Below are 20,445 nucleotides of genomic sequence, written 5' to 3'. Positions count from 1 at the left end.
AAGGAAGGTGGGTTTTATGAAAAAGCACCCGTTACATATGTTAGGGAGGCTTGTAGCAGGGAAGCATACGCAATGGATAACTTTATCGGTTTGGATTCTTATTACATTAGTACTTTCATTTACGTTACCACAAGTAAACAGTACGAAAGAACCGAATCCGAAAAATTTACCCGAAACAGCAATGTCACAGCAAGCGGAAGCAGTTATGAAAAAAGAGTTTCCTAATAATGCAGGAAATCCGTTGTTAGTAGTATGGTATAGAGATGGTGGATTACAGTCAAAAGACTATAAACTAATACAGGACGTTTATAAAGAGTTAAAGACTAGTCCTTTAAAAGAACAATCAACGTTACCACCATTTGATACAATTCCAGAGCAAGTATTATCAAAAAGTGCATCAAAAGATGGTACATCATTTGTTACACCAGTATTCTTTAATAAATCTGCTGGTACGGATATTCTAAAAGGAAACCTTGAAGATTTAAGAAGAATAGTGAATAGTAAGGTGGATGAAGATCCATTTAAACAAAAAATAAGTGACTCTGGTTTACACGTTCGATTATCTGGACCTGTAGGCATTCAAACGGATGCGGTTAGCTTGTTTAGTCAAGCAGATGTGAAATTATTAGTTGCTACTGTATTACTAGTATTAGTTTTATTAATTTTACTGTATCGCTCTCCAATTTTAGCGATTTTACCTATAGTTGTTGTGGGCTTTGCGTACGGAATTATTAGTCCGACACTTGGTTTTTTAGCCGATCATGGATGGATTAAAGTAGATGCACAGGCAATATCAATTATGACAGTTTTATTATTTGGCGCTGGAACGGACTATTGTCTATTTTTAATTTCGAGATATAGAGAGTACTTGTTAGAAGAAGAAAGTAAATATAAAGCGCTGCAACTCGCGATTAAAGCATCTGGCGGAGCAATTATAATGAGTGCATTAACTGTCGTACTTGGATTAGGAACATTATTACTTGCTCATTATGGAGCTTTTCATCGATTTGCAGTTCCATTTAGTGTAGCTGTATTCATAATGGGGGTTGCAGCTTTAACGATTTTACCAGCGTTATTATTAATTTTCGGTAGAGTTGCATTCTTCCCGTTTATACCAAGAACAACTTCGATGAATGAAGATTTTGCAAAAAGGAAAAAGAAAGTAATAAAAGTCAAAAAATCAAAAGGATTCTTAAGTAAAAAACTTGGAGATATTGTAGTACGAAGACCGTGGACAATTATTATGCTAACTGTATTTGTATTAGGTGGATTGGCTTCATTCGTACCACGTATTCAATACACTTATGATCTATTAGAATCATTTCCAAAAGATATGCCTTCCCGTGAAGGGTTTACGTTAATTAGTAATCATTTTTCATCTGGTGAATTAGCACCGGTAAAAGTTGTTGTGGATACGAAAGGAAAAGAGCTTCCTATTAAACAAGAGATAGAGAAATTTTCTTTTGTAAATACGGTGAAAGAGCCAAAAGAGGGTAAAGAAAATAAGCAAATACAAATGTATGAAGTTTCTTTAGCGGAAAATCCTTACTCAATTGAAGCATTAGATCAAATCCCTAAATTGAAAAGTAGTGTAGAAAAAGTATTAAAAGATGCTGGGATTAATAATGTTGAAAATCAAGTATGGATTGGTGGAGAAACAGCGTCATTATATGATACAAAACAAATTACTGAACGCGATGAAGCAGTTATTATTCCAGTCATGATTAGTATTATAGCTTTATTGTTATTAGTTTACTTACGATCTATTGTAGCGATGATTTATTTAATAGTAACGGTTGTTTTATCATTCTTCTCAGCATTAGGGGCAGGATGGATATTACTTCACTTTGGTATGGGAGCGTCGGCAATACAAGGAGCGATACCGTTATACGCATTCGTATTTTTAGTTGCTTTAGGTGAAGATTATAATATCTTTATGGTTTCAGAAATATGGAAAAATAGAAAGAAACAAAATCACTTGGATGCAGTAAAAAGTGGTGTTATCCAAACAGGTAGTGTAATTACATCAGCTGGTTTAATTTTAGCAGGAACATTTGCAGTGTTAGGTACGTTACCAATTCAAGTTCTTGTTCAATTTGGTATTGTGACTGCAATCGGCGTATTGCTAGATACATTTATTGTAAGACCATTACTTGTACCGGCGATTACGGTTGTTTTAGGGCGTTACGCTTTTTGGCCAGGAAAGCTTTGGAAAGAAGAAAAGCAATTACAAAAAGAAGATACTTTATAAAAGAAGGTTGCCGATAAGGTCAGTAAAACTGATTTTTAGGCAACCTTCTTTTTGGTTTGTCTGATAAAGAATGACCATTTTGAATATACAACGAAAAATATAGAGGAAATGTAACATGAGGTTTTAAGTGCATCAAAATTTTTCTTATCAGACATAATAATTCGTAAGAAATTCCAATTGAGTGAGGAATTTCTAAAATTATGTGTTGTTATAGGGTGATTAAAATGTGGGACACGATTGTTTCTTATGTACCTGAGTGGAAAATTTTTATACAAGCTTTTATCGTACTTTTCATTCCATATATAATTTCTAGATTTTTTAGTTGGATTCGTGCATTAGAAAAAGAATAATATAACGAACTACATTCAAGTGAAAACAAATATTGAAATGTAAAGAAGAGTGGTATAAAAAGATTTATTGGAGAAAGAGTGATGAAGGTGAAAGCTCAAGATTCAATGGTTAATCAAAGTAATACATATGAAGATGAGCATACTAAAGTTCCTGAAGCCTATTTTACAGGTGATTTCAACTTAGATTTAGAGGTTATAAAAAAAGAAGCTCTTAATAACTCGGACGTTTATTGTCGAGAGTTTAATATCGGCGGGACTAGCATCCGGGCAGTTCTTGTTTTTGTAGAAGGGCTGTCAGATAAAGAGCTTATTGATACGCACATTTTGAAATCATTAATGTGTAATTTTTTTGATGAGTATAAAGATGAATCATCTAATGTGAAAGAGAGTATTTCAAAAGAGTTTATTAGAAACCGGGTTCTTACTATTAGTGGAGTCGATGAAGTACAATCTATCCAAAAAATGATGCCAAAAGTGTTAATGGGTTCAACGGCATTATTAATTGATGGATTATCAGATGTATTAATACTTAATACAAAAAAAGGAAAAACACGTAATGTTGAAGAGCCAATATCAGAGGGGTCGGTTAGGGGCCCACGGGTAGGTTTCACAGAAGTTTTATCGGACAATACTGCTTTGTTGCGGTTACACGGTGAAAATGAAGGATTATCATTAGTAAAATTTCATGTAGGAGAGCGGGCTAAGAAAGACTTGGTTGTTGCTTTTATGAAAGAGATTGCTGATCCAGAATTAGTAGAAGAAGTTAAGAAGAGAATTGAGAAAATTAATATTGATAATGTGCCAGAGTCAGGTTATATAGAACAACTTATTGAAGATAATTATCTTAGTCCTTTCCCGCAAGTACAGAGTACGGAACGCCCTGATAAAGTTATCGCGGCATTAATGGAAGGAAGGGTTGCAATTTTATTGGATGGAACACCTTTTGCATTAATTGTTCCAGTTACATTTAGTATGATGATGCAATCGCCTGAAGATTATTATGAGCGTTGGATACCAGGTACACTGATTCGCTTATTGCGCTTTGGAACAGCCATTATTTCTCTATTTGCTCCCGCTCTGTACATTTCATTTATTTCATTCCATCCTGGATTGATTCCAACTAAGTTAGCCATTTCAATTATAGGAGGGCGAGAAGGCGTTCCGTTTCCTGCAATTATAGAAGGATTATTTATGGAAATTGCGATTGAAATTTTACGAGAAGCAGGATTACGACTACCTAAGCCGATTGGTTCAGCGATGGGAATTGTAGGAGGATTAATCATTGGGCAAGCAGCTGTATCAGCTGGAATTGTGAGTCCAATCATGGTAATTGTTGTGGCGGCCACAGCTATTTCTTCTTTTGCACTTTCTCATTATAGTACAGCAATCCCATTACGTATTCTTCGCTTTGTAGCTATGTTTTTCGCTGCGATATTCGGATTATATGGAGTTATTCTATTTTTCCTATTTATATGCAGTCATATTGCAAGGCTTAAAAGTTTTGGTGTACCTTATGCTAGCCCAGCCGTCTTATATCAATTTACCGATTGGAAGGATTTTATCGTTCGTATGCCAATTCAGATGATGAAACGGCGTCCAAAAATGTTGAATTTAAAAGACTATGTACGGAAAGGAAGTGAAGAGGAGTGATTACGAACTCAAAGGACAAAATTCCTACTTCACAAGCAGCTGTTATTCTTATCAATTATATACTTGCTATCGGAATTCTCACTTTACCTAGAACAGCAGCTGAGAAAGTACAAACCCCTGATGTTTGGATAACGGTTATTTTAGGAGGATTAATTGCGATAGTTGCAGGCATAATTATCGTGAAGTTAAGTCAACAATTTCCTGGAAAAACATTTTATCAATATAGCCAGGAAATTGTAGGGAAATGGCTTGGGGTGGTAATTAATTTATTGATTATCGGTTACTTTTTAACACTTTCGTCATTTGAGCTTAGATCGTTGGAAGGTATAACAAGTTTCTTTTTACTAGAAGGTACGCCTGACTGGGCTATTATTATGCCGTTCATGTGGATATGTCTGTATTTAAATTTAGGCGGAATAAATGCGATAGCACGTTTGTTTGAAATTATTTTTCCAATTACAGTTTTTATTTTCCTAGTTACATCCTTTATGAGTATTGGAATATTTGAACTCGATAATCTTCGTCCTGTATTAGGATTAGGGATTCTTCCAGCATTAAAAGGTCTAAAAACAACAACTATGGCATATTCGGGATCAGAAATTATGTTGTTACTTTTAGCATTTATGAAGAAACCGTCTCAAGGTGTAAAAGTTGTTATAATTGGCACTACGATTCCTTTACTTTTTTATGTTATTACAGTTGTAATGGTTATAGGAGCATTTTCTATCGATGGTGTATTGGTGAGAACATGGCCTACAATTGACCTTATGAGAAGTTTTGAAATTCAGGGGTTAATTTTTGAACGGTTTGAATCTTTGTTACTAGTGATATGGATTATGCAAATCTTTGCAACATATACAATTTGCTATTATGCAGCTGCTTTAGGGTTAGCGCAGCTCTTTAATAAAAATATTCATTCCTTTTTGTATGGATTACTTCCAGTAATATATATCGTTGCTGAAATTCCGAAAAATATAAATGAGTTATTTGAATTTGGAAATTTGATTAGTAACGCAGCGATAATATTATTTGGTATTCTCCCGTTTCTTCTCCTTATGATAGCGAAGGGGAGGAAAAAAAGGCATGAACCAAAGTATTAAAAATAGAAAAATTTTTGTAGGGGTAACGTTAGTTGTTTTTCTCTTATTACTTACAGGATGCTGGAGTAGTCATGAAATTGAAGAGTTAGGTTTCGCCGTAGGTTTAGCAATAGATAAAGAAAAAGAAACAAAGATTGAGAAAGAAATTGAAGAAAAGGGCGGCGGATATCAAAAGAAGAATTTAATAACAACCACCTATCAATTTGTTAAAGCACAATCATCATCAGACGGAGGAAAAGGTGGAGTATCACAACAAAAAGCTTATATGAATGTTGAAGAAACAGGAGATTCTCTTCATCAATCAATACGTGAAGTTGCATTAAGAAGGCAAAGGCCTATCATTTTTCATCATACAAAAGTAATAGTTGTTAGTGAAAGTATTGCACGAACATATAATTTAACGCAGTTATTGGACATTTATGTTCGTGATAATGAAATGAGACCTAGTTGCTTTATTATGGTTAGTAAGGGGCTAGCTAGTGATGTATTAGAATCAAAAGAATCTGGGGAAATTCCAGCATTTCGCTTGATTGAAATCGAGGATAATCAATATAGATCCTCACGAATTTTACCGCCGATGCCACTTGCAAAACTACCAGGAAAGGTGAAATCTGGAGCGAGTTTTCTTTTGCCAAATGTAATTTCTATAGACGGAGAAGTGAAATATGTAGGTGCTGCTGTTATGAAAGGGAGCACAAAAAAACTTCGTGGCTTTTTGAGTGAGAATGAATTAGAAGGCTTAATGTGGATAACTGCAAAAGGGAAAAGTGGTTTGGTGAAAAGTTATGATGAAAAGACGAAAAAATTAGTGATGTATGAAGTGAAATCTATAAAAAGTAAAATTACGCCCCATGTCAAAGGGGATAAAATATCTTTCGATGTCAATGTTCAGTCTGTAGGTCGATTATCCGAAAATTGGTCTGAGTCAGAGGAAGCTTTTAAAAATGAGTTTCTCAAAAGAGTGGAGCAATCTGCGGAGCAAGAAGTGAAGCGATTAGTGAAGCATACATTACAAAAAATTCAAAAGGAATATAAAACTGATGTTGCTGGCTTTAATACTAGTTTGAAAATCGAGTATCCAAAAGTATGGAAGAAAGTTGAAAAGGATTGGGATAAAGTGTTTAGTAAAACTCCAATCAAATATAATGTGAAGATAACAATTGAAGATTATGGTACAGAAGGCGCTTAATGAATGAACAACATGAAATTCACAAAAGTTCTGAAGCATGATTTTTATGAATATGCTCCAGAGCTTTTTATTGTATTAGGTAAATTAGTAAAAAGATAAATATTCCGTTTTAATATTCTTTATTTTATAATTATTCACAAGTGCTGGTAAATAAAATCAGATATTATAGGAGTGGGAAAATGACAATATTACCTATACGAAAAGATGAAGCCTTAATTATTAATATCGCAAAACTATATTGTAAAGTATTTGATAAAACAAATTTTGATGAAATGGTAGAAAGAATTACAAGGCATATGGAGTATACAGATTTTAAAGGAGTAGTAGCAATAAATGATGAAAATGAAGCTATTGGTTTTACTTATGGTTATCGCTCTATGGAGGGACAGTATTATAATCAATTAATGAGAGAAGCATTAAATCTAGAGCAAGTAAACGAATGGTTACATGATTGTTTTGAATTTGTAGAGTTAGCAGTACACCCACAATATCGAAATGAGGGTCTTGGGACGAAATTACATAATAGATTATTAGATGGGATTTCAAATAGAACGAGTGTTTTAACAACACAAATAAACAATGAAAAGGCGCGTTCTTTATATGAGAGATTAGATTGGGTAAATGTATTGGAACCATTTCATCCAAGTAAAGATGATGTTCCATATGTAATAATGGGGAAATCAATAAAAACAAAAGTAAACTAGTAACTAGTTTGTTCATATAAGTTATTTGTTTATGAAAATTAAGGGGAAAGCGAAATGACGATAATATCTATTGAAAAAGCTGCAATTTTAGACGCAGAAAAGTTAACAGCAATAATGAAAAGAACATTTGATGAAGAAGCAAAACAATGGTTGTGTGACCAAGAGGATGTAATTGATTATAACATTCAACCACCTGGGTATTCTTCAGTTGAAATGACTGTATATTCGATTGAAGAGCTGGATTACTTCAAAGTGATAATGGATGACGAAATTATTGGGGGGATTATAGTTACGATTTCTGGTAAGTCTTACGGGAGAATTGATCGTATATTTATAGATCCTAAACATCAAGGAATAGGAATTGGAGCACAGGTTATCGATTTTATAGAAGAAGAGTTTCCGAGCGTAAGAATTTGGGATCTTGAGACGTCTAGTAGACAAATTAATAATCACCATTTTTATAAAAAAATGGGCTTTGAAACAATTTTTCAAACGGAAGATGAATATTGTTATGTGAAAAGAGTAAAGACAGCTGCAAGCGAAGAGAACTTAGTTAATAATAATGATATGAAGAATGGGCAATATGAAAACTGTAATATGGCAAATACAGAGTATTATCAAGTGAACTTAAAAGATAGTTCATTTGTTTATAGCAATGTAATGAATATTAATATGAGTAATTGTAATTTAAGTCAATCAAAGTTTAAAAATATAAATTTAAGGAACTCCTCATATGCAGATTTAAATCTTTCGGGCAGTAAATTTAATTTGGTGACATTAGGTGGAGTTCAATTCAAAAATACAAATCTTGGAGCGGAAAAGGAACCTATTTCATTTGAAAAATCTGATTTGGAAGGATGTACAATAAGTAATAGTAATCTTAAAAACGTTAAGATAGAAAATTGTAATATAACTGGTATGAAAATAAACGGTATTCCAGTAGAAGAACTGCTTGAGTTGCACCAGAACTGGTGTTAGCAATAGAAGACGAAAAGGATTAAATATAATACTTGTAAAAAAATAAAATATCAAATAGAATCTTCCTGGCCTTTCATAGGTAAATAGTACAGAAAGATCAGGAAGAAGACTGGTTTATACTTTAATCAAGTATGTCTATTTATTACGTATACGTTGTTCTGTATCAATATCGAAAAAATGAGCTTTAGTTAAACTAAAAGCTAACGGAATTTTATCGGTAGCTTTAATTTCTGAACGGGCATTGATTCGTGCAATAAAGTTTTGGCTCGCAAGTTTGCCATGAACCATCGTTTCAGCACCTAATAATTCAGCAACTTCTACTGTAATTTCGACAGTGGATTCAGGAGAAGCTTGAAGAACAATTGGTTCATCATGAATGTCTTCAGGACGAATACCGAGTATGATTGCTTTTCCATTATACCCCTGTTTGTTTAATGTTTTTAGTAGACCATCTGGTACTTTGAAGCGAATATTTTCGATATGAAAATATTTATCTTGTAAAGTTCCAGTAAAGAAATTCATAGCTGGAGAACCAATGAATCCACCAACAAAAATGTTTTCAGGATTATCATATACTTCTTTTGGAGTACCAATTTGCTGAATGAGTCCATCTTTCATAACGACTAGGCGCGATGCCATTGTCATTGCTTCTGTTTGGTCATGTGTCACATATATAGTGGTCGTATTTAAACGGCGATGCAGTTTAGAGATTTCTGAACGCATACTTACACGTAATTTTGCGTCTAAATTCGATAGAGGCTCGTCCATTAAAAATACTTTTGCGTCACGGACAATGGCTCTTCCTAGTGCAACACGTTGGCGTTGTCCACCTGATAATGCCTTTGGTTTTCGTTGTAAGTAATCTTCAAGCCCTAAGATTTTCGCCGCCTCCGTTACTCGGCGATTAATTTCATCTTTTGGAAGTTTGCGTAGTTTCAAGCCAAACGCGATATTATCATAAACAGTCATATGCGGGTATAGTGCGTAATTTTGAAATACCATCGCAATGTTGCGATCTTTTGGAGCGACATCATTCATACGTTCTCCATCAATATAAAACGACCCATCGGAAATGTCTTCTAGACCAGCAATCATACGTAGAGTTGTTGATTTTCCACATCCAGAAGGTCCGACAAATACGATAAACTCTTTATCTTCAATATGTAAATTAAAATCAGAAACAGCAGTCGTTTTATTATCATAAACTTTAAAAATATGATCTAATACAAGTTCTGTCATAATTACTCACTCCTTTTTTTTAATTAATTGAATTATAAGATTATTTTAGACGTAGGTAAATTGGCAGGGTGCACAAAAGAATGAGAGGCTTTTATGCAAGTTTACGAAATATCCAATGAAAGAAACGCCATATAAACTGCTACTGCACCTTCAAAAGTTTTTATATTAATTCCTGTTTTTTCAATGAATTTATCAATTCGATACTGCAAAGTATTACGATGTAAATATAATTGTTTAGCTGCAAGTGACACATTTAAATTACATTGGAAGAATACTTTAACACTATCTATTAGTTCCTTGTTATTAGAAATGTGTGCTAATAATTGATTCGTGTATTTTTCTCTTTCTTCTTTCGGTAATGAGATCATTAATTGATAAGGGAGTAGTTGTTCAATGTGTGTAATTTTTTGCGATAAATAGGGAGAAAGAACAGAAAATAAATTTCGCTCCCATTGATATAGTCGAGCAATTTCATTTGTTTGTGTATAGTGTCTTCCCATGAAAAAGGAGAGAGATATAAAAAAATCTGTTTCTAGTGTATCAAGGGCTGCTTGCAATACAGACTCCGGTACATTTTCTTCTAAGATGAGGGTGCCAGTTTGCGAAGTTTCCCATATTGTTGTAGTGGTGAAAGGAAACATAGACTGTAAAGCGTATTGAAATTCTTCTCTTTCTACTATAGGGTGCGTTGTGAAGAAATGTAAAAAACGAACCGATACTATAGGGATGTTCTTATTTTTATATAATACTTCATACCACGATTTTTCTTTTTCTGTTTCATAAAATGTATCAGTATGAATAGGTGTTAAGATAGATGAAAGTAATAGATGTTCCTTTTTATGTAATCGAGTTTTTCGAATCCCTACTTTATGTTCTTCAACTAAAAACCAGCTATAGTCCTCAGACAATACGGCTTCATTAATCTTTATATCTTTACCATAATATGATTTTAATTTTTGAATCATAGGAACACTCCCTTTTATATGAATTAGGCTTCATTTTTCGCTATTCGTTTGGACAAGGTAAACTAAAAACTTGAGAGGAGGATTTCTTTATCTTGTATTAATGATTAATCTTCATCAATCCGATTTTAATAAAAAGAATATATTTTATAAAAAAAACTTTTCTTTTATAGGAAATTCAATTCATAGTTTGCATTACAAAATAAAAATATAGAATAAGTTTGTTGGTTAATAAAAAATTTAAAAAATTCAGAAAAATATATTGCAGAAGAAAAAGTTGAGATGGTATACTTCATAACAACTGGTAATGACAACATTATATCATAATTGAATCTGTCATATACATAATCAATATAGTAGTCATAGTTAGTTAGTTCAACTGGTAGTGACATCATTATATCTGTGTGATAGAAAGAACAAAAAATGTTTCTTACAAATAAAAACACTTATTTGTAAACGTTTTATTTATGGGGAGGATACTTGGTTTAAAATACAAATCTTTTTGTAAAAGATCGTTAGTTAGTTCAACTAACCATTAGTGTGTAATAAATGCACTGGTGAAAATGGGATGAAAAAGTGGCTTATATTCTTTTTGTCAGCATTGTTATTTGTAGCAGCAGGATGTTCCAATGGTGGCGAAAAAGCAAACATGTCATCTTTAAAAACTAGGTAGAAAACATTTGGATGATAATAAGGAAATACTTCCACAAGAATTTAAGGAGGTGGTTCACCAAGAGGAATAATCAAAAGTAGCAGGGATAAGAAGAAGGGATAGGAGGAAGTATCAAATGGAAACTGTAAGAATTGGGATTATTGGTGCAGGACTTCGGAGCGGTATTGCAAAGTATTGGCATAACCCAGGTGGAAATTCAGTTGTCGTTGCTGCAGCCGATGTTTCGATGGAAAGATTGAAAACCTTTCAAGAAAAGATTAACAAACATGCAGATATTACCACCGATTATAAAGAGTTACTCGCTCGCACGGATATTGATGCTATTGCCATTTTGTCTCCCGATTATTTACATGAAGAGCATGCCATTGCGGCACTTCAAGCTGGAAAGCACGTCTATTGTGAAAAGCCCTTAGCGATCACAGTAGAAGGATGTGACCGGATTATCGAACAAGCGGAAAAGTCTGGAAAGCATTTAATGGTTGGTTTTAATATGCGTTATATGAGTATGTACCAAACAATGAAAGAGATTATTGATTCAGGGGTAATCGGTGATCTTAAAGCCGTTTGGGTAAGACATTTTGTCGGATTAGGCGGATACTATTATTACCATGACTGGCATGGAACAGCTAAAAATACGACTTCGCTTTTATTGCAAAAGGGTTCTCATGACCTTGATGTGATCCATTGGATTACTGGAAAATATACAAAAAAGGTTTCGGCTTTTGGGGGACTCGATTTTTACGGTGGAGAGAAACCAAATACATTAACCTGTCCTACTTGTGATGAAAAGGATACTTGTACGGAAGCGAGTCTGAACGTATTAACTCAATGTGCTTTCCGGGAAGAAATCGATGTTGAGGACAATAATATGTTGATTATGGAACTTGAAGGCGGAATTAAAGCTTCCTACTTGCAATGCCACTTTACACCAGATTATTCAAGAAACTATACCTTTATCGGTACAAAAGGCAGAGTAGAGAATGATGATGTAAATGAAAAGGTATATGTGAAAACGAGAAAATCAAACTCATGGAATGAACTTAGCGACATAACCTATGACATGAAAAAAGAACAAGGCAGCCACGGTGGTGCGGATCCAAAAATATGCAGAGACTTTGTCGAACTAGTTTTAAACAACAAGCAGCCCTTAACCACACCATATGCGGGAAGAATGAGTGTTGCGGTCGGCTGTGCAGCGACTGAGTCGATTCGCTCTGGTGGAAAGGTTATTGAGGTCAGTCAAAGTTCAACAAAAACGATCGTGTGAATTTCGGTAGCAGAAAACGAGAAATGGAGAATGATAGATGGGAAGTTTCGGAATGATAGAAAAATTTAACTATTTCGCTGAAAAAGTCATGAGAATAGCACAATTTCAATTGTTATGGATAGTTTTTACACTTTGCGGAGGTGTGATTTTTGGTATCATGCCTGCTACGGTAGCTCTATATACTACTGTACGCAAATGGATGATGAATAACAATGATAACCTATCATTCGTGAAAGTATATTGGACAACATTTCGGAAAGAGTTTTGGAAAGCAAATGCTTTAGGTATTATGCTTGCACTCAGTGGATTACTAATCTATTTGAATCTTTCCCTTATCCGCTTTTCCAATGGTGCTGCATATTGGTTTCTATTAATCTTTGTTTTCATGCTAAGTATTTTGTTTTTCATTCTTCTATTATATATCTTTCCCGTATACGTTCATTTTGACATCAAGTTTAGCAGATATTTTAGCGTTTCATTATTAATAGGTATTTTATCACCTTTTCATACACTTCTGATGATCATTGGCTACTATGTATTAATTTTATTATTTAAAACCATTCCAGGATTAATTCCGTTCTTTAGTGTAAGTCTGTTTTCGTTTCTTTCTATGTGGGTTTCAATGAGGGTATTTAACAGAATGGAAAAAATAAAGGAATGTAGTCCAGTAGAAAAAGAATCGAAATGGAAGACGTTATTCATAAGAAATTCAAAGCCACATACAAACAATAAAGGAAATTTCGGGTCCAACAATTGAACCAGGAATATCATTGAAAGGAAGTGACATAGAGAAATGGAAAATTTGCAAACAACGACGGAACTGAGCGGTGATGTAAAGGAAAAAACAAACTTAAATACACAATCAAAAATAAGTATTGGGAAAAGACTGTGGAAAGAGCGTTATCTCTATCTACTGTTATTACCGGGGATTCTTTATTTCATTATCTATCGTTATATCCCTATGGCTGGGAACATTATTGCATTTCAGGACTTTAGTGCTTTTCAAGGTTTTTTCCATAGTGAATGGGTGGGATTTAAGCACTTTAAAACCATTTTTGAAGATCAAGAAGTGATTCGGGTCTTATGGAATACGCTATTGTTATCTTTCCTTCAAATTTTATTCGTTTTCCCAGTTTCTATTATTCTCGCGATTATGCTGAATGAAGTGAGAAGCAGTTTATACAAGAGAGTAATCCAATCGATTGTTTATTTACCTCACTTTTTATCGTGGGTAGTTGTAATTGGAATTGTTACGATTTTACTGAAATCAGACGGAATCGTTAACAGAATACTTGGAAGCGTTTTCGGAATGGATTCGGTTGCTTTCCTACAAGATCCTAATTGGTTTATGCCAATGGTTGTTCTAGAGGTAATTTGGAAAGAATCGGGTTGGGGAACAATCATTTTTCTTGCCGCTCTTTCAGGTATTAATCCAAGTTTATATGAAGCAGCGGTTGTTGATGGTGCTAATCGCTGGCAGCAGATTTGGTATATTACATTGCCTGCTTTAAAAAGTACAATTATTATCTTATTAATTTTAAGATTAGGAAGTGTTTTGGACGTTGGCTTCGAACAAATTTACTTAATGTTAACTCCTTTCACGATGGAAGTTGGCAACGTGCTTGATACTTTCGTCTACTTTAAGGGGATTCAAAATTCAGACTTTAGTTTTGCTACAGCGGTCGGATTATTCAAATCTGTAATAGGACTTATATTAATTGTTGCTGCCAATCGTTTAGCAAAACGGTTTGGTGATGAAGGAGTCTATTAGAAAAGGAGGAAGTATTTGTGCTGAAAAATAGGGAACCATCGGAAAAAATCGCTGATATTACTAATATCATCCTTCTGGGTCTTATCGCATTAACTATGCTGTTTCCATTTTATTATATGTTTGTTGTTTCTTTTGCAACCTATGAAGAGTTTGTAAAGACGGATTTACTCCTTTTTCCAAAAACGTGGGTGCTAGATGCCTATGAATATATTTTAGGTTCTAAGGAGTTCATTCGTTCTCTTGGAGTGACCATCTATATAACAGTAGTTGGCACCTTTGTCAGCTTGATACTGACGGCAATGATGGCTTATGCTCTTTCGAGGGATATTCTCGGACAGAAATTTTATGTTTTTCTCGTATTATTTACATTTGTATTCGGTGCAGGAATGATTCCAACGTATATGATTGTTCAGGCAACAGGTTTAATGGATTCACTATGGTCCCTAATTATCCCGGGCGCTATTAGCTCGTTCAATTTAATTGTCATGAGGCAATTCTTTATGGGGCTACCAATGGATTTAACGGAAGCTGCCATTATTGATGGAGCAAATGATTTGCAAATTTTCACGAAAATCATCCTCCCGTTATCAAAGCCGGCGTTAGCAGCATTTGGGTTGTTTTACGCAGTTGGAATATGGAACTCGTATTTTACGGCGCTTCTTTATTTAAGTGATCCAGCTAAATGGACGGTTCAAGTCGTACTTAGGCAGCTTGTCATTTTAAATCAAGGAAATCTACTGGATGCTGGCGGCATGCAAGCGGGGATGGATAATCCGCCTCCAGCAGAGACGGTTGGTATGGCTGCGATTCTAATTGCAACGATTCCTATACTGATTGTTTACCCGTTTCTTCAAAAGCATTTCGCGAAAGGAGTAATGCTCGGATCAGTAAAAGAGTAGGCATTCATTCAGATTGTAGATTTCTTTAACGAAAAGAAAAATAGTACAAGGGGGAAGAACTTTGATGAAACGTTATATGTCCATTACATTATCGACTGTCCTTTTAGGGGGAGCGCTTGCTGCTTGTTCGCCAAAGGATGAGAAGGCCTCTTCGGATAAACAGGATAGCAAAAATGATAAAATGTCAATCACATGGTTTAATGGTACTTGGGAGCAGCCTGTTCCAGAACCTGGAAGTGAAGCGGTTAAAAAAGTAAATGAAAAATTCAAAGTTGATTTTCAGCCACAATACATTCCGTTTGACTTATATGATGATAAGCTAACGGTAAAAATGGCTTCTGGCGATATCCCTGATGTGGTTGGGACAGAAGGAGCGGATGCGAACTATGTGAAGTGGTCCAAACAAGGTGCATTTTTACCATTAAATGACTATGTTAAAAAGTATGAATCATTTAAAACTATACCTCAATCGGTTTGGGATGTGGTAAGCGTGAACGGAAAAAAATATGGGATACCGATTTATTTTCCAGCAAAAGGCGGCAAAAAAGCGGTTATCCGTCAAGACTGGCTTGATAAGCTAGGGTTAAAGATGCCAACGAATTATGAAGAATTAAAAGAGGTGGCGATTGCATTTGCAACAAAGGACCCCGATGGAAACGGTAAAAATGATACCGTGGGTTTAGGTCTTGCAAAAGGGATGACGTATGATCCAGCGTTTGGTGCGTATTGGAGCAGTACTTGGTACCACAAAAATAAGGATGGTCAATTAATACCTGGACAAATTTCCGATGGAAGTAAAGAAAAAGTTAGTTTCTTAAATGAAATGTATAAGGCCGGTGCCCTCGACAAAGACTGGGCCATTAAACCTTATAATGATGTCTTTAAAGATTTTAATGCAGGAAAAGTTGGGATTTGGTATGAGCAACCTGGCATAGATAAGGGAGCTCAGCCGCAAAATCTTGATTTGGCAACCTTAAGAAAATCTGCACCGGATGCAAAAATTGCCGCGATTCCTCCATTTGTGGCTCCAGACAAGTCGCAAGGGTACGTGTCAGGCGGTGGGTATTATCAAATTTTTATGCTAAGTTCCAAATTGAAGAATGACCCGAAAAAAGTCGAGAAAATATTAGAAATGATAGATTATATGGAGAAGTATGTACCAGCCGATAAACAAACGCCAGATAACGAATATTTTGACTGGACGATGGGTGGGTCTGGTAAAGGTTATAACATCGTAGATGGTGTACCGAAATTAACAGAAGAATACAGTAAATATGCTCCGCTTGCTCTCTTTAACCAGAAACAAGGCGGATGGGCCGAGGAAGATCGATCCATGGAGGATTATGCAAAACAATCTAAGACATTAGAAGCGAGAGAATTCAATAAAACTATGGTTTCTATGCTATCTAAATCCGATTTTTACGTAAGCCCTGTCGGCCGGATCCATTCACAGGTTTATGATAATAAGATGCCTGCATTAACGGAGTATGCAACCAATGAATTAACGAAAATGGTCATAGGACAACGAGCAATTTCTGATTGGGATAAATATGTCGATGAGTATTTGAACAAAGGCGGAAAAGATGTCATTAGTGATGTTAATAAGCTGTTAAAAGAAAATAAAATTAAAGGTGAATGGGTTAAAGCAAAATAATCAAGATGAACATGACCCCCTAAAAAGTTTCGGGTGGTATTTTCAGCAAAACATCCATCGAGATAGGATGTTTTGCTATGAGTATGAAACAAAGGTGATGGAAATGACCCAAAGACAACTAATGAAAAAGCTAGACAACATTTGGTACCATTATAAAACTCATATTCTTATCGGAGCACTTGTGCTTGCATTAATGATTCCTTTTTTCTTCTTTAGTAATGACCGAAAACCATCAGCATTAAATGTTACGATTATCGGAAATTCAATTGACTTAGAGCAACAACGAACCCTGCAAAAGGAAGCTTCTCCGCACATATTAAAGGAAACTTCGCAATCGGAAATAAAATTCAGCTTTTGGGAAATTAATGGCGAAATCAGCTCGCCAGCTAATATTGATTTACATCAAAAGCTACTCGCACAAATAACAGCAAAGAACATAGATATTCTCCTGATTGATAAAAGCGATTTTTTAATATTGTTTCAACAAGGGGCCTTCTTACAATTGGATTCTATTAAGGATTCTGGCAATAACAAAAACTATAACATGTATGGCATTGATATAACTGGAAATAAAATACTTCGCACTGCTGGATACGATACGGAAAATAAAATGATGGCGATATTATCAAACACGCAAAATAAGGAAACGGCGATGAAATTTGTGCAATGGGTTGCAAGTAAGAATCCATAAACACGGTTCGTAATTGAGAGTGAGGCAGTTTGGCGAATGAGCCAAGCGATCAGCAGCATTGGAATACAGTTGGTGCATGGAATAATCGGATTTTTTGTCGAAGCTCCCAGGTATCAAGACATTAAAAAACAGCTATTATTTCATTAAATATGGGGGCAGAGCTTGAAAAATAACCAATATGGATGCCAAGAATATCTGGTGCATAACAAATATGGAGGCGATTAAATGATTACTTATGACCAAAAAAGTTGGAAGATTCACAATAAGAGAATCTTCATTTTATCTGCTGCCATCCACTACTTCCGTCTTCCAAGGGCTGAATGGGATGATGTTTTAGAAAAAGCAAAAGCTGGGGGATGTAATACAATTGAAACCTATATTCCATGGAATTTCCATGAGATGAAGGAAGGTGAATGGGATTTCTCTGGCGACAAAGATTTAGCACATTTTCTTCAATTATGTGCTGATAAAGGATTATATGTCATTGCAAGACCTGGTCCATATATTTGTGCAGAATGGGATTTTGGTGGATTTCCGTGGTGGCTCTCTACGAAAAAAGATATTCAATATCGTTCGGCACAGCCTAGTTTTTTACACTATGTAGATCAATATTTTGATCAGGTTATTTCAATTATTGATAAGTATCAATTAACGAAAAACGGTTCAGTTATCATGGTTCAGATTGAAAATGAATTCCAAGCTTACGGTAAACCCGATAAGAAATATATGGAATACTTGCGGGATGGAATGATTGCAAGAGGCATCGAAGTACCATTCGTTACATGCTACGGAGCAGTTAATGGTGCTGTAGAATTTCGCAACTTTTGGTCAAATTCAAAACATGCGGCTGCGATATTAGACGAAAGATATACAAATCAGCCGAAAGGTGTCATGGAGTTTTGGATTGGTTGGTTTGAACACTGGGGTGGAAATAAAGCGAATCAAAAAACCCCCCAGCAGCTTGAACGTGAGTGTTACAAGCTCTTGAGCAATGGATTTACGGCCATTAATTATTATATGTATTTTGGTGGCACGAATTTTGATCATTGGGGTGGTCGGACAGTTAGTGAACAGGTTTTTTGTACGACAACATATGATTATGATGTTGCTATTGATGAATACTTGCAGCCAACCAGAAAATATGAAGTATTAAAAAGATACCATTCCTTTGTCAAATGGCTGGAACCGCTATTCACAAATGCAGAACAAGCTGCTTCTGATGTGGAGCTGTCAAGTGACCTTAAATCAGAGCGAATTGTCAGTCCTCATGGCGAAGTACTATTTATTGAGAATAATAGGAATGAAAGAATTCAATCCCATGTGAGACATGGCAATGAGCTTGTTCCGTTTACGATTGAAGCCAATGCCGTTTTACCGATTGTTCGCAATGTTAAGGTAGGAAATAGTTTTACCATTAAAACATTAACGGGACAGACAACAGGTTTTAATTCTAGGTATGCGGTGATTTATCACGAAAATGGGCAACGTTCTACTTTAGTTGTACAGCTTGACCAAAAGGCAGAAATTCATTGTCCAACACCAAATCGATTCGAAGAGTTAGAAGACGGCAGTATTGCTTTTCATTTATTTCATGGAAGTCAATCACAAACAATAAAGCTTTTATTTAAGGATGGATCCAGCTATTCTATTGAAGTTGTCACAAGAACATCGCTGGATGTCATTGTTCCTAAGCTTGAAGAGGATACTGGACTAAATAAATTATCATGGAAAACGGCAGATGAACCTCTTTCTTTTTTAACAGGAAAGGTGAAAGAGGCAGAAAAACCGCTTGATTTCAGTAGTTTTGGACAGTTTAGCGGCTATTTAGGCTATGAAAGTGAATTTGATACAGAAGAAACGCAAACTACGACGGTTGTCTTTCCTCGCATCGAGGATCCAGTTATGGTTTTCTGTAATCAGCAATTTGTCGGGAAGCTTAGCAAGATTGGAGCTGCTGAAATTGAGGTTCCAGTGAAAAAAGGGAAAAATACGTTAACATGCCTCGTTCAGAATATGGGACGCTTTAACTATTCTCAGGTGGTAGGGGAACCGAAGGGCATTAGTGAGTCGCCAGCACTTAACGGAAAATATTTGTCCTTACGAGGAGAATGGCAGGTTGAAGGCTGTGGGATTCAACATCATTTATCGCAAATACCAAGGATTGAAGGGCGTATCGCCTTTTTAAAAACCTTCAAGAATGAGGGTTATGATCGGGCGTTTCTCGTTGGTGAAGGCGTTTCGCGTGTTACGGTAAATGGTGAAAAGGGTAAAATTTTGATGGAATGTCAAACGGGCTGGTCAAGAAACAGTGCTGTTTATGGAGTTGCAGATATAAGTGATGCCTTAAAGCAAGGGGAAAATGTTTTGGATTTAGATGTTCAGAATATTACTAGTATTCGTCGTTTCGACCTTTATTTGTTTAATGAAAAGGAGCAAATTTCTGGATGGAAAACGAAAGCATTTGCCCAGCAACATGAGGTAAGGGAATGGAAGATTGTTAATAATAGTGATCAACAAACTATTAATCCCCGCTGGCATAAAAGTAGTTTTACCTGGAACCCTGACAATGGCTCTATTGTAAAGGTTCGTTTGAATCAGTTGAGCAAAGGATGTTTTTGGGTAAACGGCCAATGTTTAGGAAGGTACTGGAACATTGGACCACAGGAGGATTATAAGATTCCAGCATCCTTACTGAAAGAGCAAAATGAAATTGTTATTTTTGATGAAGAAGGTTTCGCGCCGGATCATGTTGTGATTCATTCCTACAGCCCATTTGTTCAGTCAGAAAAAAAACAGTTGGTTACAGTCGAAGCTGGAAGCAAAAAATGAAACTTAAATATGAAGAAAACTTAACGTCTGCAATGATTTCGGCAAATAGTCATTTAATTGCTTTTGCTGCTGAAAAATCAAGAATAACAGGTGAAACAATATGTAACAGAATTGCAGAAAACAATGAAACAAGTAAAGTAAGGAATTTAACCTGTATCGTAAGAGTCACCTCAAAATGGGGAAATATAGGTGAAAAGAATTTTAACTGATGGAGAACCACTTTCCACTTCAATATGAG

At 35.3% G+C, this 20,445-nt stretch carries 16 protein-coding genes; 14 read left to right on the top strand and 2 right to left on the bottom strand.

Translation table 11 applies throughout. The features are described 5' to 3' along the window. Window positions 1–16 precede the first annotated feature (16 nt). The 6 genes from COC96_RS00910 (at window position 17) to COC96_RS00880 (ending at window position 8,222) form a co-directional block, all read left to right on the top strand. Window positions 17–2,251, top strand: coding sequence for an MMPL family transporter (locus COC96_RS00910; protein WP_098266940.1), 2,235 nt, complete (start codon window positions 17–19; stop codon window positions 2,249–2,251). 431 nt (window positions 2,252–2,682) lie between these two features. Continuing rightward, window positions 2,683–4,251, top strand: coding sequence for a spore germination protein (locus COC96_RS00900; protein ID WP_098266755.1), 1,569 nt, complete (start codon window positions 2,683–2,685; stop codon window positions 4,249–4,251). Next, window positions 4,248–5,351, top strand: coding sequence for a spore germination protein (locus tag COC96_RS00895; RefSeq protein ID WP_098768108.1), 1,104 nt, complete (start codon window positions 4,248–4,250; stop codon window positions 5,349–5,351). Before COC96_RS00900 ends, COC96_RS00895 begins: the two co-directional genes overlap by 4 nt. Beyond that, complete coding sequence (locus COC96_RS00890) at window positions 5,335–6,540, top strand: Ger(x)C family spore germination protein (RefSeq protein ID WP_098768107.1); 1,206 nt, start codon at window positions 5,335–5,337, stop codon at window positions 6,538–6,540. The genes COC96_RS00895 and COC96_RS00890 overlap by 17 nt, the downstream gene beginning before the upstream one ends. Window positions 6,541–6,719: 179 nt before the next feature. Next, a complete protein-coding gene (locus tag COC96_RS00885; protein WP_098768106.1) occupies window positions 6,720–7,244 on the top strand; it encodes a GNAT family N-acetyltransferase in 525 nt (174 codons plus the stop codon). A 54-nt stretch (window positions 7,245–7,298) separates the two neighbouring features. Then, a complete protein-coding gene (locus COC96_RS00880; RefSeq protein ID WP_098266759.1) occupies window positions 7,299–8,222 on the top strand; it encodes a GNAT family N-acetyltransferase in 924 nt (307 codons plus the stop codon). 135 nt (window positions 8,223–8,357) lie between these two features. Here COC96_RS00880 and COC96_RS00875 read toward each other — a convergent pair whose 3' ends face one another. Beyond that, window positions 8,358–9,461 (bottom strand): ABC transporter ATP-binding protein, encoded by a 1,104-nt coding sequence (locus tag COC96_RS00875; RefSeq protein ID WP_098266760.1) that lies wholly within the window; start codon window positions 9,459–9,461, stop codon window positions 8,358–8,360. A gap of 101 nt (window positions 9,462–9,562) precedes the next feature. Then, entirely contained in the window at window positions 9,563–10,426 is an 864-nt protein-coding gene (locus COC96_RS00870; RefSeq protein ID WP_098266761.1) for a PucR family transcriptional regulator, read from the bottom strand. 785 nt (window positions 10,427–11,211) lie between these two features. Here COC96_RS00870 and COC96_RS00865 point away from each other — a divergent pair. From COC96_RS00865 to COC96_RS00830, 8 genes are all read left to right on the top strand, one after another. After that, entirely contained in the window at window positions 11,212–12,363 is a 1,152-nt protein-coding gene (locus COC96_RS00865) for a Gfo/Idh/MocA family protein (protein WP_098768105.1), read from the top strand. A 52-nt stretch (window positions 12,364–12,415) separates the two neighbouring features. Beyond that, the gene (locus COC96_RS00860) at window positions 12,416–13,120 is read left to right on the top strand and encodes a YesL family protein (RefSeq protein WP_257201246.1); all 705 of its coding nucleotides are present in this window, start codon (window positions 12,416–12,418) and stop codon (window positions 13,118–13,120) included. A gap of 36 nt (window positions 13,121–13,156) precedes the next feature. Next, a complete protein-coding gene (locus COC96_RS00855) occupies window positions 13,157–14,134 on the top strand; it encodes an ABC transporter permease (protein ID WP_098768103.1) in 978 nt (325 codons plus the stop codon). Between the two features lie 20 nt (window positions 14,135–14,154). Then, window positions 14,155–15,033 carry a carbohydrate ABC transporter permease gene (locus COC96_RS00850; RefSeq protein ID WP_180234946.1) on the top strand — a complete coding sequence of 293 codons (879 nt, stop codon included), beginning with the start codon at window positions 14,155–14,157 and terminating at the stop codon, window positions 15,031–15,033. A 64-nt stretch (window positions 15,034–15,097) separates the two neighbouring features. Beyond that, window positions 15,098–16,687 carry an extracellular solute-binding protein gene (locus COC96_RS00845; protein ID WP_098768101.1) on the top strand — a complete coding sequence of 530 codons (1,590 nt, stop codon included), beginning with the start codon at window positions 15,098–15,100 and terminating at the stop codon, window positions 16,685–16,687. Between the two features lie 103 nt (window positions 16,688–16,790). Beyond that, on the top strand, window positions 16,791–17,378 hold the full coding sequence (locus tag COC96_RS00840) for a hypothetical protein (RefSeq protein ID WP_142339936.1): 588 nt from the start codon (window positions 16,791–16,793) through the stop codon (window positions 17,376–17,378). A 225-nt stretch (window positions 17,379–17,603) separates the two neighbouring features. Then, a complete protein-coding gene (locus COC96_RS00835) occupies window positions 17,604–20,207 on the top strand; it encodes a beta-galactosidase (RefSeq protein WP_098768099.1) in 2,604 nt (867 codons plus the stop codon). Next, on the top strand, window positions 20,204–20,416 hold the full coding sequence (locus COC96_RS00830; protein WP_257201242.1) for a hypothetical protein: 213 nt from the start codon (window positions 20,204–20,206) through the stop codon (window positions 20,414–20,416). The genes COC96_RS00835 and COC96_RS00830 overlap by 4 nt, the downstream gene beginning before the upstream one ends. Window positions 20,417–20,445: the final 29 nt, after the last annotated feature.

The sequence above is a fragment of the Bacillus cereus genome, from assembly GCF_002577405.1.
In the GTDB taxonomy this organism is placed as follows: Bacteria; Bacillota; Bacilli; order Bacillales; family Bacillaceae_G; genus Bacillus_A; species Bacillus_A cereus_AU.
The sequence above is the reverse complement of the archived record's forward strand: the minus strand, read 5'-3'. Positions and strand labels throughout refer to the sequence as shown.